This is a genomic window from Paenibacillus sp. J22R56, assembly GCF_056269375.1.
In genome coordinates, this window is record NZ_JBWDNV010000005.1 from 371,213 (window position 1) to 387,132 (window position 15,920).

Genomic DNA, 15,920 nt, shown 5'->3' on the forward strand with positions numbered 1-15,920 from the left:
CAAAACTAGGAGGGTTTTCAAATGAACTATCATACAGCAGGCATTCACCACATCACTTCTTTCGTCCGCCATCCGCAGGACAACGTGGATTTCTACGCAGGCCTTCTCGGTTTGCGGCTCGTGAAGAAAACGATCAATTTCGACGCGCCTGACGTGTACCATCTGTACTTCGGCAATGAAATCGGCGGGCCCGGTACTGTCATGACGTTCTTCCCTTCTGAAGGGGACCTGATCGGCCAGGTGGGCGGTGGCCAAGTCGGCTACACAACGTTTGTGGTGCCGGTAGGCGCATTGTCGTTCTGGGAAGAGCGGCTGACGAAATTCGGCGTCGCCTTCGAACGGACGGCGCGTTTCGGCGAAACATACCTGCAGTTCAAAGACGGCGACGGCCTTCAGCTGGAAGTCGTCGAACGTGAAGAAGGCGCGCCAAGCCAATGGTCGTTCGGCGGCATGCCGGCAGGCAAAGCGATTAAAGGCTTCGGCGGCGCGATTCTGTACAGCACGCAGCCGGCGCAAACACAAGACACGCTCGTCAACGTAATGGGCCTGGAGATAATCGGCGAAGAAAACGGCCTCGTCCGCTACCGCGCAGCAGGCGATCTCGGCAACGTCATTGACATCAACGCCGAGCCTGTGCCTAGGGGAGCCGCCGGCGCAGGAACCGTCCATCATATTGCATGGCGTGCAGCCAACTATGATGATCATGCAAAATGGCGCGAACACGTCATAGAGAACGGCTTCCATGCGACCGACATCATCGACCGCCAATACTTCAATGCGATCTATTTCCGCGAAGCTGGCGGCATCCTGTTCGAAATCGCGACAGACGCGCCAGGATTCCAGCGCGATGAGGAATTCGACGAGCTTGGAGGCAACCTGATGCTTCCTGCGTGGTATGAGCCGCAGCGCGGCATCATCGAACAGAACCTGTTCCCGATCGAAGTTCGGGTATTGGAGGGCGATGAATAATGAAACATCTTTTTCAACCCGGCACTGATACTAATGCGCCCGTACTGCTGCTTCTGCATGGCACGGGCGGTACCGAACATGATCTGCTGCCGCTAGCGCGGCTGCTCTCCCCCACCTCTTCCGTCCTGAGCGTTCGGGGCAACGTCCTGGAGAACGGGATGCCCCGTTTCTTCCGAAGGCTTGCTGAAGGCATTTTCGATGAAGAAGATTTGAAGTTCAGAACGAAGGAATTATACGATTTCATTGCCGAAGCTTCCGAAACCTATGGCTTTAGCCGGGACAACGTCGTGGCTGCGGGCTATTCCAATGGCGCCAACATTGCGGGAAGCTTGCTTTTCCACTATGCCGATGCGCTGCGTGGCGCCGTGCTTCACCACCCGATGGTACCCCTTCGCGGCCTTGCCCTTCCGGAGTTGACAAACGTGCCCATCTTCATCGGAGCCGGCACAAACGATCCGATCTGCTCGGCCATCGAATCGGAGGAACTGACGTATCTGCTGCAAGGTGCTGGCGCTTCCGTGACGGTCCATTGGGAAGGCAACGGACATCGCTTGTCGTCTTCCGAGGTTCAGCGGGCGGCGGAGTGGTTCAAAGCCGCCTTTCCATCTTGAGCATAGGGAGGTGAATTTTCGGCAACGTACGCGGCAGCGGACCTACAATCAACATCAACGGCAAACCGGGCGTCAACGCACCGGATGAGCAATTGGAGAAGTTCTGGAAGGATGCGATTCCATGTCTGATGAAATAAAACAGCTCCCGAAGCTATGGACTGGCGATCATTATAACGAAGGGATCGGTCGTGACGATATTTTCGATAAATTGCGTGAGGAGTGCGGGGTGTTCGGCGCGTTTAATGTGCCGAATGCTTGCTCGCTCGGCTACTACGGCCTTCACGCGCTGCAGCACCGGGGCGAAGAGAGCGCTGGGATGGCATCTGTGGAGACCGCGACCGGCAAGTTTTCATACCACCGCAATATGGGCCTGGTCAAAGAAGTATTTGACCAGGCTGCGCTTGAATGCTTGCCAGGCGACCGCGTCATCGGGCATGTTCGGTATTCGACCGCGGGCGAGAGCAGGCTGGCGAACGCGCAGCCACTCCTCTTCAAATACCGCGACGGCGACCTCGGCGTAGCGACGAACGGCAACATCGTGAACGCGCCCTCCATCCGCAAGGAACTGGAGAGCCAAGGCTCTATCTTCCAGACGACGAGCGACACGGAAGTCATCGCGCATCTAATCGCCCGTTCGAACAAGGATTTCGTCAGCGCGGCGAAAGACGCGCTGCAGCGCATTATCGGCGGATTCGCGTTCCTCATCATGACGAACGACAAGCTGCTGGTCGCTTCCGATCCGCATGGCCTGCGTCCGCTCGTTATGGGCCGCATGGGCGACGGTTATGTGTTTGCGTCAGAGACCTGCGCGCTGGATACCGTCGGTGCCATCTATGAGCGCGACGTCCAGCCGGGCGAGCTGCTCATTCTCGACAAGGACAGCCTGCGCGTCGACCGTTTTGAACGGTTGGAGCGCCATGCGACCTGCGCAATGGAGTACATTTATTTTGCCCGTCCCGACAGCGACATCAATGGCATCAATCTTCATTCGGCGCGCAAACGGATGGGGCGGCAGCTGGCGCTTGAAGCGTTCATCGACGCGGACATCGTGACAGGCGTGCCGGATTCGAGTATTTCCGCGGCGATCGGGTACGCTGAGCAGACGGGGATTCCATATGAGCTTGGCCTGATTAAGAACAAATACACGGGCCGGACGTTCATCCAGCCTTCTCAGGAGCTGCGCGAGAAGGGCGTGAAGATGAAGTTGTCCGCAGTCCGCAAAGTGGTGGAAGGCAAGCGCGTCGTGATGATCGACGATTCCATCGTCCGCGGCACGACGTCCCTGCGGATTGTCAATCTGCTTCGAGAAGCGGGCGCGACAGAAGTGCATGTGTACATCACGTCGCCGCCGTTCAAGAACCCCTGCTACTATGGCATCGATACACCAGACCGCAAGGAGCTGATCGCGTCGCAGAAGAGCGTGGAGGAAATCCGTCAGGCGATCAACGCGGATTCTCTCTACTTCTTGAGCAACGAAGGCTTTATCGAGGCGGTCGGCGGAAACGACGGCGAATTCAACCGGGGCATGTGCATGGCTTGCTTCGATAATGATTATCCGACGCCGGTCGACCCGAATTCGGAGAAAAGTTGCAGCTGCTAGGAGCTGCATCACGATGAATCCGTTTTTAGAGGATTAATCCATTTATTAAAATGGGGCCGCCACAAAGTCAGTTTAATGACTTATGTGGCGGCCCCTTCCATCAATTAAGCACGTGGTGCGCTTTCAAATTTACCTTTATGAGTCAAATCACAGAAAGGCTTCTGACTTGATAATCCGCACCGACAAAGAATAAAACTCTCTTTTGTCTCAAAACGGTTACCAAGCGCATCTACCATTTCTACTTTACCCATTATTCTTAATGGTCCATTATCATTAACTTTAATCGTAACATCGGACAAGATACTCTCACCTGCCTTAATCATTTTTAGAAGACGAAGCAATCCAGGTCACAGAAACCGCTGCCATGATGGTGGTTACACTTATGATGAAGATGGACCTGATTAGGTGCATGGGCACCTGATCCGCCTCCATATTGCGGTTCCTTGTAATAGCCGCCAAAGACATTATGCGGAGACCAGTCAGGACTGGCTTTCGGAGCTGGAGGCGACAAAGACTCAAACTCGCTGGTGCCGTAGACAATCTTGCCTCCTACAACCGTGAAGACCGATTCAATTTTTTTAATGGCTTCTTCGGGAACAAGTAAGAAATTATCGGAAAGAATCGAGAAATCAGCATAATGACCCTCTTTAATTTGCCCTTTAACATCTTCCTCTTTGGAAAACCATGCATTCCCCGCCGTATACATGCGAAGTGCTTCATGCCTCTCTACGCGATTAGATTCAGGGTACAGGCTTAACCCGCCTAACGTCTTACCCGTTACTAACCAGTATAAGGCAACCCACGGATTATAACTGGCTACTCTTGTCGCATCTGTCCCTACCCCGACACGTAATCCATGCTGAAGCATTTTGGTTATCGGAGGAGCATTTTCCGCAGCTTTGGCGCCATATCTTTCGACGAAATACTCGCCTTGAAAAGCCATTCGGCTTTGAACGGCGATCGAACCGCCTAATTCCACAACCCGCTCCAAATCCTTCTCATGAATGGTTTCGGCATGATCCAGAATCCAGCGTAAGTCTTTAAATGGCACTTCTTTATTCACGCGCTCAAATACATCGAGGAAGCGTGTAATGGACTCTCCATAGGTTGCATGAAGACGAAATGGCCAGCGTTGTTCAACGAGGTGTTTAGAAACTTCAAATAGCTCATCTTCAAGTACAGCAGGGAGTTCTGGACGAGGCTCTACAAAATCTTCAAAGTCTGCTGCACTATAAACAAGCATTTCACCGGCACCGTTATGACGATAGTAGGAACTGCCCGTGTACGGCTGCGATGAAGCGGTCCATGCTTTAAAGTCACTCAATTCATTCTTGGGATGCTGCGTGAATAAATTGTACGCCGTGCGAACCGTAATTTCTTCACGTTTATCAAGTTCGTCAAACACCTGATAATCATCGGGATAGTTCTGAAAGCCCCCACCGGCGTCAATAACGCTTGTGACTCCAAATCGATTCAATTCCCTCATAAATAGTCGAGTTGAGTTTATTTGGTCCTCGTATGAAAGCTTTGGCCCTTTAGCTAAAGTAGCATACAAAATCGTAGCATTAGGCCTTGCGATGAGCATTCCTGTTGGATTACCTTTGCTATCCCTTTGGATTTCTCCGCCTGGCGGGTTCGGCGTATCTTTTGTATAGCCGATTACTCGCAAGGCAGCTTTGTTCAGAAAAGCTTGACGGTAAAGATTGAGGATAAAAACAGGTGTGTCTGGAGCAATTCGATTAATTTCATCTAGAGTTGGCATACGGCGTTCAATGAATTGGAACTCTGTCCAGCCGCCTACAACACGGACCCAGTGAGGAGCTGGAGTACGGTCAACCTGCTTTTTCAACATACGCAATGCATCCGCTACGGATGGTACTCCATCCCAACGAAGTTCAAGGTTATAGTTGAGACCACCTCGAATGAGATGAATATGGGAATCGTTCAAGCCTGGTATTAACATTCGTTTGTTTGCGTTCACAACCTGAGTGGATGATCCAACATATTTCATGATTTCGGCATCATCTCCCACAGCTAGGAATTGACCATCCTTAATTGCAACTGCTGTTGCTGTAGGATTTGAATCGTCCATCGTTACTATACCGGCATTGTGAATGACCAAATTCGCTTCAACATCTATCGTTTTCTTAGACATGACTCTACTCTCCCTTTAGATTATTTATTTGTTGTTTACCAATTGCTGTATCCAGGGTATCAACCGCTGGCCTAAAAACATACCAGCGAGACCAAGTAGTCCCAAAAAAGGCGGTGCTGGCGAAGGGATCTTAAGCGATTGAAAAATAACGCCAATTACAATACCTGCAGCAAGAGCCAGAACCATAGAACCCATAAAACCCATAGAACCCATACTTATCTCTCCTCCCTCTATCATTGTTATGTTCCTACTAGATGCCTGCTGTTCTTAAGTCTAAGAGTCAACATTTTTACTAGCAATAAGGCTTTCTCTATAACAGCCATAGGATTTACTTATGGATATCATTTATAGAACTTTTGATATATATAGCTTTTCCCTATGAAACATATAGAAAACTGAGAATTGTTTGCACGGTAACATTTCAATAGACTGAGTACATGCAGCAGGATTTCCAATTTATTGAACTGTTGTAATCATATCCGAAAAGGTAGGGATTTTAGTATGTTTAACGCAAAAACAGATTTACTTACGGCTGATAACTCTGCAATTATTCTTGTAGACCACCAGCCTCAAATGCTCTTTGGTGTTCAAAGTGCTGATCGTCAAACCATCATTAACAATACGGTTGGATTGGCCAAAACAGCCAAAGTTTTCAATGCGCCTATCATTCTTACAACTGTAGCAGCGGAATCATTTTCAGGCCCGCTTCATCCACAAATTCAAGAGGTATTTCCAGAGCAGAAGCCAATTGACCGTACAACAATGAATTCTTGGGAAGACGAAAATTTCTTAGCAGCAGTGAAGAAAACAGGCCGTAAAAAGCTGATTATGGCTGCACTTTGGACGGAAGTTTGTCTTGCTTTTCCTACCGTTTCAGCCATTAAAGATGGATATGAAGTATACATTGTAACGGACGCTTCAGGCGGGACTACCACGGAGGCACATGACATTGCCGTTCAACGCATGATACAAGCGGGAGCAATTCCCGTTACTTGGATGTCTGTTCTTCTTGAGTATCAACGCGATTGGGCACATCAAGAAACGTATGATGCAGTTTTGGAAATTGCTATGCAACATGGTGGTGCCTATGGCGCGGGTCTTGTTTATGCCCAAGCGATGTTTGGCGGTCACGGGGGATAAACCTATTCCCAAGGGGAACAGCTTAAAGTGAGTGAACGATAGAGAGACGATTATCAGAGGAGTGAAGGATGAAGCATGGCTAAATTAACAGTAGGAACAGAAAACGGGCAACCTATTGAATTGTACTTTGAGGATCTTGGCGCAGGCAAACCAGTGATATTAATCCATGGCTGGCCCCTGAGCGGGCGCTCGTGGGAGGGTCAAGTTCCAGCGCTCATCGAAGCAGGTTACCGCGTGATTACCTATGACCGCCGCGGATTCGGACAATCCTCCCAACCGTGGAATGGTTACGACTATGATACATTTGCGACGGATCTCCATAAGCTAATTAAACATCTAGACCTTAAGGATGTAACACTGGTCGGATTTTCGATGGGTGGCGGGGAGGTTGCCCGTTACATTGGCACATACGGAACAAGCCGTGTCAAAAAAGCCGTGCTCGCTGCAGCGGTTCCGCCGTTCTTTTATAAATCTGCCGAGCATCCGGAAGGCGGTCTGGATGAAGCTACCATTCAGGCCTTCCAAGACGGTTTGAAGAAGGACCGTGTCGCCTTCCTTGACGGCTTCACTCACAATTTCTTCAAAGCCGGGGATAGAACCGACCTGGTGAGCGAGTCCTTCCGTACTTACAACCTTGATATTGCTTCTTATGCATCGCCAAAGGGGACGCTGGATTGTATTGATGCCTTCGGCCGAACGGATTTCCGTGACGATTTGGCGAAATTTGATATCCCATTGCTTGTTATCCATGGCGATTCCGATGCGATTGTGACGCTTGAGGTAAGCGGTCAACTTTCCCACGAAGCTGTTGCGGGCAGTCAACTCGTTGTAATTGAAGGTGGACCACATGGTTTGAACGCGACTCACCCTGAAAAATTCAATACCGCTTTAATTCACTTCCTTAATAACAAATAAATGAATAGTCACGGAATCATCAGTTCCTTCACATAGAGCGCCTTCGAGGCTTTTCGAGAGGATTATAGAGGAAAGTTAATAAATATGTGAAGACCCATAAGAATGACACCTTAAAAAGGCGCTCTCTTATGGGTCATTTTTTGTTAGGTTTCAAACAGCCTTCGCTGGCTACGGAATTCCAGCGCTGTCATGCCTTCAGTATCCTTGAATATTCTCGTAAAATGCTTCACGTTTTCAAATCCAACCTGCTCACTAATTTCGTACACCTTCAAATCGGAGTGCACCAGCAGCTCCTTCGCCTTTTCCAGCCTTAACCGGCGAACATAGTTCGAGAAATTCTCACCGCTATATTCTTGGAAGGCATGGCTGAAGTACGAGTAATTAAGTGAGAAATGATTGGACACAACCGCCATGTTCAAATCGTCGGCATAATGCGTCTGCAAGTAGTTGAGCACTTTTTGCATCGTATTTTGTTCCGTCGGAACCTGCTCTCTCCGATCTTGGATGAACCTATCCAGACTATCGAGAAGCTGCTCGACGGCTATGTAAAAATCTTCAAATCGATCAAAGTTTCCGATATGACCAACATAGGCGTGCGTCTTTAATAGGCCAAGTATCTTATGCCCATAGATGCGGAATAACGTGTCGAACAGCTCCTCGTTGAGCAGTTGGCTTATACGTTCCAGATAACCGATCTCGCTGCTTCTAATAATACGAATATCGAGGATTTGAGCGAGAAGTTGTTTGATTTCATCTCCGCGTCCCATTCCCATGAGATTCAATATTCTTTGAATGGACTCAACAGGAACGACATGCCGCTCATTACGCTCATTTATGCTGGTATAGTCCAACACATCGAGTTCTGGAAGCACAATACTGTATTTCAAGGTTTGCTTCGCTTGGCTGTATGCCCACCTTATCTGTTCTATCCCTTGAACAGACTTGCTAATCGCGATTCGCAGCTGAGAATCATATACACTGACCCTCCACCGTTCCGATAACTGGTAGAACATAACCGGATCGCGTACGATCATAATCGTTCCGCCTTCTCCATCACGCGTGAGCATCCAATCCATATGCCCTTGTAACAGCTCAGCGATTTGATTCCGGAAAGAAGCAGCATCCGTACTACCAGGCTCTGATCCTTCACCTCGCCGCGTAAGCAAGCCCAGTGTATATCTTTCATCCAACAAGCTAAAGCCGGCCTGCTTCAGCTTATTCTGTGTTACCGCATCACCAATATCCTTCTGGGTCAAATGCTGAGTAATTAGCTCGCCAGCAACAAGGCTGGCATCTTCAGCTGCCGTTTCTGCTCGCTCTTCTCTCGTCCTTATGTCATTCATCATTCGCTCCAGGACGGCAAATAGCTCCTCTCGTATCACAGGCTTCACGAGATAATCCTTCACGGCAAAGCGAATTGCTTTCTGCGCATATACAAACTGATTATAGCCAGACAGCAGCACAATCTCGGGCCTTACGGAATGCTCTTGCAGTTGCTCCAGTAGTTCGATCCCATCCATAATTGGCATTCGGATATCTGTGAACATTATATCTGCAGGCTCCTGGCTAAGCAGCTCCAGTGCCTCTTGTCCATTCTCTGCAAATCGGTAGTTGAACAGATTAGGAAACTGCCTCTCAATTACCGATTCCAAGCCCCTTCGAATGATCTTCTCGTCGTCGACAATCAGCAAGCTAATCATAAATGTCTTCTAATCCCCCTCCATGACCCGATACGGCAAAGTCATGATTATGCGTGTATAGCTTCCTTCCTGACTCTCGATCTGAATCCCACAATCCGTCCCATAGCTCATCACTAAGCGTTGGTCCACATTACGCAGACCGATGCCGTTGCTGTCCTGGTTATTTTTACGAACGAATAATTGCCGGACATCCTGGTAAGCGGAGTCTTCCATTCTCAGCATTCGATTCAATAATCCTAGTTTCTCTTCTGGTATGCCGCATCCGCTGTCAGTAATCTCTATAACACAAGCTTGATCACGCCGGATGGCAGAGATCGTAATGACAAGGTTTCCGTCGCTGGAATGCATGCGGCTCATCCCATGTTTGATTGCATTCTCAACTACGGGCTGCAGTGACATTTTGAGCGTTTCCTGCTTGAGGCATTCCGATGCAATCGACAACCTAAGATCAAGTCTTCCATCATAACGTATATTCATAACGGATACATAATGCTGGACTTGCTGAATCTCATCACTAAGCATCACGTGATCCCGCTTCCATTCCATCGAATACCGCATCATACCGCCTAACGAGGTCATTATATCCGATATAAGGTACTGCCCTTCAATCTCCGCCAGCATCTTGACGTTCTCCAGCGTATTGTAGAGGAAATGGGAATCTATTTGGTTCTTTAGCGCCCGAAGCTCCGCTTCTTTGCCTGCCGCCTGCCTAGCTGCCTGTTCTTGAATAAGCTCATTAATCTTCAGGATGAGCTTACTATAATGTAAGCCCAGCTCTCCTACCTCATCGGTACCAGTAATTGGCGGCAGCTCGACGTTGAAGTTACCGCTTCTCACCTGTTGCATCGATTCTCTTAACACCTTAAGCCTGCGTAAAATCATAGCCTGCATCGAGTAAGACAGCAGTACAAGAAATGCCACTAGTAAGGAAATGAGTACCACATAACGAACTCTTGAATGGTTAATGCCTTCCATCGTATCCGCAAGACTAACCATATTGACCAGATGTACATCGATCGATGGAATGTAGCTCTGAAATGCCATGTAGGAATGTCCATTAATCTTTAGTTTTATCGTCTCGTAATCTGTATTATTTGTCAGCTTCACGTTGTTCATCAATTCCTCCGCGCTGTGTTTCTCGAACACAGGCGAAGCCTTCAAACTGAAAACTTGTCCACTCCTTGCTGCTACGATCAGCTGGGAGTTCATGTCCTGTACACTACTGAACGTTTGAGAGAAAAAATCCGACAGTTTCATTGATATCTCTAAGATTCCATTATGTGTTCTGTTGTCCGGATATTTGAATTCCTGCAAGTACGTCATGAAGGGCTCGTTGGGCGATTGTTCGGATGGCACCCCGGTGAGGCCAACGCTCTCCTGTATCTCCCACCAGGGCAAACCGTTCTGCTTCATCACCGCATCATGCCAAGGCCTGTCCTGTATACGTGATTCCTGTAGGATGACTGGCCAAATCTCATTCACATACTGATTGTCCGTGAACAACCGGACATTCGTAATTCGAGGATTGTTGAACAGAAAATATTGAAAGCTGTTGACCACATCTTTCTTAATGTAGAGAACACGAGCTGCATCCTGAATTTGTTCTATTTGCAGATAATTGTTCATTTCCCGATTGGATAACGCAAGTTGACCTGTCCATCCCATCAGCTCAATGTTATTCTCAATGTTTATCTTCTCGACCGCCAGCACATTCTCGCTGTTCTTCTTCAATTCTTTCATTGCCTTAGCGGACTCTTCATTAAGCGTATACCAGGAAAATAGAACAACCGGTATAAAGATAACGAACACAAATGACAGAATCAGCTTGACTTGAAGCGAAAGTTTAAATGTAAATGTACGTATCCCCAATAACCAACGTCGGATTGCTGCTAATCCCATCCCCTGTCTCACATCCTGCTGCTTCCTCTATAGAACTATTGATTAACCGACAACTTCAGCTTCTGAACATTTCTTTCATAGGCTGCTTGGCGGCTAGCTGCAATAGCTTCATACTCAGGCTCCTCGGTCATGGTGTTCATAAATTCAGCGAACAGCTTATCGAATTCGGAATCCGACCCCGACATCAGCAGCTTAGGCAGCGTCTCTGCCCAGAGCCGCGTGTTTTTGACTTCCGCAATACCTTCCTTAGTCGTCGGGTCCGGGTCCAGATTTTCGAACTCGGTCATGCTGATCGTCTTGCCCCTCGTCCAATCGGCAATTTGTTTGGCAGGCATAGCATCCATCCCCGTCATCCATGCTAGATTCATGTTCGTATCCATGAGCATCCAGTACCTATAAGAACCTCCATATTTGCTATCGAATGCTTGGCGGTCGGTGTTGAGCAGATGCATGACCTCCGGCAGGAGCTGATCTTTGCCGTCTATCGTATCGTAGGTAACACCCTTCTCTCCTAAGAACAGATCCTTATTTCCCTCTTCACTGAGCAAATAACTGAGGAAGGCAATTGCCCTCTTCTTATCCTTGACGTTCTTCGAGATGAGCGTCACCGTCCAACCGGAGACGCCATTTCCTGCAAGTGTTGGCGCATCATGCGCATCATTTGCAGGGCCATCAATCGCGATATACACCTTATTCGGATCCTTCTGATATAAAGCTTGGTTAATTTCTGTAAAATCAGACCACTGATACAGCATGGCAAAATAGCGCCCTTGCGATATTTTTTCATCCTTTTCCAGTCGTTTTTCATCAATATAGACATCCGTCGGTATCAGCCCGTCCTCATTCGCTTGGCGGAATACCTTTAGCCATTTTAGATAGGTTGGATCACTTCGACGATCGTATAGTTTGCCGTTTTTCTGCTGTGGAATAGCTAGGAAGTTCTGAAGATACTCCTCCAGTGAATAGTTGCCTGTTTCCGTAAATTCATGCAGGCCGATCGGAATGAGTGGCTGGCCGTCCACTTCCGGAAACTTCTCTTTCGCAGCCTTCAGCGCGCCGAGAAACCCTTCGGGCGTGCTCATATCCGGCTTTCCGAGTGCTTCATACATGTCTTTCCGAACAAGAAAGGTTTGATTAGATGTAAAAAGCTCACCATATTTTTGATAATCCGCAGGAGAAGAAGAGGCGTTCGGATAGCTATACACATTGCCGTCAGCCTGTGTATACCAGCTAAGCTTCGCGGGGTCAGCGACTTTAAAAAAATAAGGATCATACTGATCCGCCAGCTCATTCAATGGAAGCACCATATCTCCATTGATCATCTTCTGCACGGAATCCTCGTACCAGCCTAGCGTAATGAAATCAGGGAGCGACTTTGCGGCCATCATCGTGTTGAGCTTCTCGCCAGCGTCACCAGCAGGCACGATAAAGTTCAAGCTGACGCCCGTCTTCTTTGTTATATAATCGGAAACGATGTTTCCTCCCCACTTGCTTGTGAACCAATCGAAATTGATATACCAGTCAAACGTAATTGGTGTCGTGTCCAGCTTCCAGGCAGGCTCATCCGGAGAAGTCTTCGTTTGAGAAGCATCTGCCTCCTTAGGCTTGCCATTGCTTGATGTACCCGTGTTCCCAGAACAAGCCGATAATGTCCAACACATCATCAGTGCTAGTAACAGCATTGCTGATTTACGCATTTTATACATTCATAATTCCCCTTCGATTGCGATCGTCGAACTTAAAATCCTATTAATGTAATATATTTGTACAAAAAAAGGATTACACTGTTCAGAAGCCTCAATATACTTTTTGCTAGTATAAATATAAAGCTTCTGGCAAGTAAAGGGAAGACAACAGCTTACATTTTAGGTATGACAACTAGATTTACAGTTTCCCTACGCTGCGAACTCAAATAGGCGAGCACGACAAGGAAATATCCCTTCGTCTTGGCTCGCTTTCATTAGGTGTGATGTTCCTTTTTATTATTCCAGAAAAAAATGGATACATTTCTGAACAGAAGGATTATTGTCATGATGCTTTTTAAAAATAAGCTTGATTTCACGAACAGGCGTTGGATCTACGAGACGAATCATTTTCAATTGCTGACCAGAAAAGTTTTCAATTAAAGAAGCAGATAAAATAGCTACCCCCATCTTTTGCAGTACCATAGATAGAAGAATAGCCGTGGAAGTTGACTCAAACTTTGATTGTAAGGATTTAGCGATTTTATTGCTGAATGCAGGAAGATGCTCGATTAAACTGATATCCCCAACAAATAAGGAAGTTTCTAAATCTTCCAGCTCTTGAAAAGAAACAACGGTTCGATCTGCCCATGGATGATCCGCATAAACGACCAATGCTTGTTCTTCTTTATACAGGTGCATCGAATGAATTTCTTTGTTTGGAGTATATTTGTCAGTAATGCCAATATCGATACTACTATTCAATAATTGCTGTGATGTATTTTCTACACTGGAGAATTTTAATGTAATGTCAGGATACTGTTCATGGAACTTCAAAAAGCGGGGTATGAAAGAAAAAAAATCCATGGGCGAAATGCCTATCGAAAGCCTATTTGCTCGAGAATGACGTAACTCGTAAGTTTCTTTTTTAGATTCTTCAATGAGCCTCATCACTGAAAGGGCCTTTTCGTAAAGTATTTCCCCATCAGCTGTAATCTTTACCCCTCTACCAACTCTCTCGAACAAAGGGCTTCCCACTTCTACCTCTAGAAAGCGGATCTGTTGACTTAAAGAAGGTTGAGACATCAATAAAACTTCTGCAGCTTTAGTAAAACTTCCTTCTTTGCAAATTTGAATGAAACATTCTAATTGCCTGAACATGAAAGATTCACCTCAACCTCTCTTACATATGATTCCATCTCTTGAATGAATATTCGTGACGTTAAACTCGTTGTAACGGAATTAAGATATAAAAGAGATATATCCCAACAAGGAGTATGGCCTTCTATTTTGACAATACGCAAGGAATCGTCCCTTAGACCTTCCAGCAAAGATGTTGGTATAAGAGCTGCTCCAAGTCCTTGACGAACCCAATGAATCAATACTGATGTGGAGGACGTTTCTATTATCGACTTCAAATTAAATCCACAAGAGAAACAATACATATCAACTAATGATTTATTTTGTTCTCGGAACATGATCGATTTCATTTGCTTTAAAGATCGAAAAGGAATCGAAGATTTATCGACCAAAGGATGTTCTGGGTGAACCAATAGCACCATTTCTTGTCTATACAAATGAGTCGAAATGACCGACGGATCAGAAACTGGATATGCAGTAATTCCAATGTCTATCTTATGTTTCAAAACTTTATTCTCAGCATCCTCTGCATCGATAATTTTCAATAATATATTCGGGTATTTTTGATGAAATCTCATGAAATAAGGAGCAAGATATTCAAGCTCGGCAGGACAACATCCAATAGAAATGGTTTCTCTAGATTTATTGTTTCGGCCATTTATTTCATTTCTCGCCTCTTCAAGAAGATTCATAATAGCGTTGCCCTTATTTAAGAGAATTTTTCCTGCTTCCGTTACTTCAACCCCCCTGCTTACTCGATCGAACAATTGAATATTATATTCATCTTCCAAAACCCGAATTTGCTGACTTAGTGTAGGCTGAGTCACACCTAATTCTTCTTTGGCTTTGGTCAAACTTCCTGATTTGCAAACATGAATAAAATATTCAAGCTGGCGCAATTCCACAGTGTATCCCCCTTAGTTAATCCAGATTAGAAGCTCAGTTCGTTCATCTTTCTGAACCGCAGCGAGCGAGAGAAGTGGAAGGACGGCTGCGGTGAGCTGCGCCACCCCCGTCCCTCTTTCCCTATACCCTGCTTACTTTCCCAATCTTCCGAGAGAGCAGTTGTTTGCGAAGCGCGGCTATTTCCTTTAATCAATTCCGCCTGCTATCAGAGCTATACCGTCGAATCCCTCTTCGTAGTCGTTTCGGATATTCCCCACCAAGGAGGTGCCTTGAATGGACTCGGATTCATCACGCGTGTTTGCATTTTGAGACAAGTTTCAATTCGCATTTTCAATTCCGCGATTTCCATTGGCGTGCCTTCAATCTCGATGCCGTACATCGTCGCTTTCACTGATTAATCATCCTTTGAAGTTTCTTTTGCTTCCAGCTGCTTATTCAACCTGCGAAATTCGGCGTACAGCCGCTGTACCTCTTGATCCTGTAGACGATACGCCGCCATGAGGTTATCGTAGTCATGAATAAGCTTATTAATCGCCGGCATATCCTTCTCGTTGTGGCTCTTGATTCTCGGTCTTGGCATAGAGATCCCCCGTTTCTCAAATCAGCAAAAAATATAGACAGGAAGCACCGATGCACTATCCAGTAAACGCCTAGTAAGCTGTTACTTTTCTTGTCTTGGTGCTTCCCGTGATAGTGATGAACGTATTGTTTTAATTGCAGGGCTTTGTAAATATTATATAAAAGAACCCTTCATCTAATATATCCGCTAGATTTCAGGTGAGGGTTTCTAGATTTTAGGGTTGGTGTGTTGGGAGCTCTATTTGTGGTTTGAAACTATGAAGGAGCCGCTTCTCTATCGCGGAAACTGGTCGACTGCAATACGAGGCCTATTTCATCCGCTAATTCGGCAATAGTGAATATAGTAGTGGCAATGGCAAAATGGGGGAAGACAAAATCGCATTGGCGGTTAACTCAACTATCGTTCTAATTGAACCTTGCCTCCTAGCGCATGTTTGAATTTTTTAAGAATTAGCATTCTATCAACATATCTTTCCAGACTCTTCATTATTTCTTCTCCTTCATTTAAATAGTTTTGATCACCGAACATTTTATAAAGCAGCATATAGTCATTGTATTCGTCCAGCCATTCGTTTACTTGGAATAGTGTCACTATCCTACTTCCTTTCTAGTTATAAAAAAATT

General features: G+C 46.5%; 16 protein-coding genes. 5 read left to right on the forward strand and 11 right to left on the reverse strand.

Annotated features, from left to right (window positions below):
• Positions 1 to 21: 21 nt before the first annotated feature.
• From AC0YNT_RS14515 to purF, 3 genes are all read left to right on the forward strand, one after another.
• Complete coding sequence (locus tag AC0YNT_RS14515; protein ID WP_475805237.1) at positions 22 to 969, forward strand: ring-cleaving dioxygenase; 948 nt, start codon at positions 22 to 24, stop codon at positions 967 to 969.
• Complete coding sequence (locus AC0YNT_RS14520; RefSeq protein ID WP_475805326.1) at positions 966 to 1,580, forward strand: alpha/beta hydrolase; 615 nt, start codon at positions 966 to 968, stop codon at positions 1,578 to 1,580. Before AC0YNT_RS14515 ends, AC0YNT_RS14520 begins: the two co-directional genes overlap by 4 nt.
• 121 nt (positions 1,581 to 1,701) lie before the next feature.
• Positions 1,702 to 3,180 carry an amidophosphoribosyltransferase gene (gene purF, locus AC0YNT_RS14525; RefSeq protein ID WP_475805238.1) on the forward strand — a complete coding sequence of 493 codons (1,479 nt, stop codon included), beginning with the start codon at positions 1,702 to 1,704 and terminating at the stop codon, positions 3,178 to 3,180.
• 104 nt (positions 3,181 to 3,284) lie between these two features.
• On the opposite strand, the gene AC0YNT_RS14530 is transcribed toward purF, so the two are convergent.
• From AC0YNT_RS14530 to AC0YNT_RS14540, 3 genes are read right to left on the reverse strand one after another with little or no spacing between them, the layout of a single operon-like run.
• Entirely contained in the window at positions 3,285 to 3,479 is a 195-nt protein-coding gene (locus AC0YNT_RS14530; RefSeq protein ID WP_475805239.1) for a CDGSH iron-sulfur domain-containing protein, read from the reverse strand.
• A gap of 26 nt (positions 3,480 to 3,505) precedes the next feature.
• A complete protein-coding gene (locus AC0YNT_RS14535) occupies positions 3,506 to 5,335 on the reverse strand; it encodes an amidohydrolase (protein WP_475805240.1) in 1,830 nt (609 codons plus the stop codon).
• A 24-nt stretch (positions 5,336 to 5,359) separates the two neighbouring features.
• Positions 5,360 to 5,548, reverse strand: coding sequence for a XapX domain-containing protein (locus AC0YNT_RS14540; protein WP_475805241.1), 189 nt, complete (start codon positions 5,546 to 5,548; stop codon positions 5,360 to 5,362).
• A 288-nt stretch (positions 5,549 to 5,836) separates the two neighbouring features.
• Here AC0YNT_RS14540 and AC0YNT_RS14545 point away from each other — a divergent pair, with 288 nt between their 5' ends.
• A complete protein-coding gene (locus AC0YNT_RS14545; RefSeq protein ID WP_475805242.1) occupies positions 5,837 to 6,475 on the forward strand; it encodes a hydrolase in 639 nt (212 codons plus the stop codon).
• Between the two features lie 75 nt (positions 6,476 to 6,550).
• Positions 6,551 to 7,390 (forward strand): alpha/beta fold hydrolase, encoded by an 840-nt coding sequence (locus tag AC0YNT_RS14550; protein WP_475805243.1) that lies wholly within the window; start codon positions 6,551 to 6,553, stop codon positions 7,388 to 7,390.
• A 143-nt stretch (positions 7,391 to 7,533) separates the two neighbouring features.
• Here the strand turns inward: AC0YNT_RS14550 and AC0YNT_RS14555 are convergent, their stop codons facing one another.
• The 8 genes from AC0YNT_RS14555 to AC0YNT_RS14590 form a co-directional block, all read right to left on the reverse strand.
• Entirely contained in the window at positions 7,534 to 9,090 is a 1,557-nt protein-coding gene (locus AC0YNT_RS14555; protein ID WP_475805244.1) for a response regulator, read from the reverse strand.
• Positions 9,091 to 9,099: 9 nt separating this feature from the next.
• A complete protein-coding gene (locus AC0YNT_RS14560; protein ID WP_475805245.1) occupies positions 9,100 to 11,001 on the reverse strand; it encodes a sensor histidine kinase in 1,902 nt (633 codons plus the stop codon).
• 23 nt (positions 11,002 to 11,024) lie between these two features.
• The gene (locus AC0YNT_RS14565; RefSeq protein WP_475805246.1) at positions 11,025 to 12,695 is read right to left on the reverse strand and encodes a type 2 periplasmic-binding domain-containing protein; all 1,671 of its coding nucleotides are present in this window, start codon (positions 12,693 to 12,695) and stop codon (positions 11,025 to 11,027) included.
• 276 nt (positions 12,696 to 12,971) lie between these two features.
• Complete coding sequence (locus AC0YNT_RS14570; protein WP_475805247.1) at positions 12,972 to 13,832, reverse strand: LysR family transcriptional regulator; 861 nt, start codon at positions 13,830 to 13,832, stop codon at positions 12,972 to 12,974.
• Positions 13,817 to 14,716, reverse strand: a complete 900-nt coding sequence (locus AC0YNT_RS14575; RefSeq protein WP_475805248.1) for a LysR family transcriptional regulator — start codon at positions 14,714 to 14,716, stop codon at positions 13,817 to 13,819. The genes AC0YNT_RS14570 and AC0YNT_RS14575 overlap by 16 nt, the downstream gene beginning before the upstream one ends.
• A 212-nt stretch (positions 14,717 to 14,928) precedes the next feature.
• A complete protein-coding gene (locus AC0YNT_RS14580) occupies positions 14,929 to 15,108 on the reverse strand; it encodes a hypothetical protein (RefSeq protein WP_475805249.1) in 180 nt (59 codons plus the stop codon).
• Positions 15,109 to 15,111: 3 nt separating this feature from the next.
• Positions 15,112 to 15,297, reverse strand: coding sequence for a hypothetical protein (locus tag AC0YNT_RS14585; protein WP_475805250.1), 186 nt, complete (start codon positions 15,295 to 15,297; stop codon positions 15,112 to 15,114).
• A gap of 396 nt (positions 15,298 to 15,693) precedes the next feature.
• On the reverse strand, positions 15,694 to 15,888 hold the full coding sequence (locus AC0YNT_RS14590) for a hypothetical protein (RefSeq protein WP_475805251.1): 195 nt from the start codon (positions 15,886 to 15,888) through the stop codon (positions 15,694 to 15,696).
• Between the last annotated feature and the right edge of the window lie 32 nt (positions 15,889 to 15,920).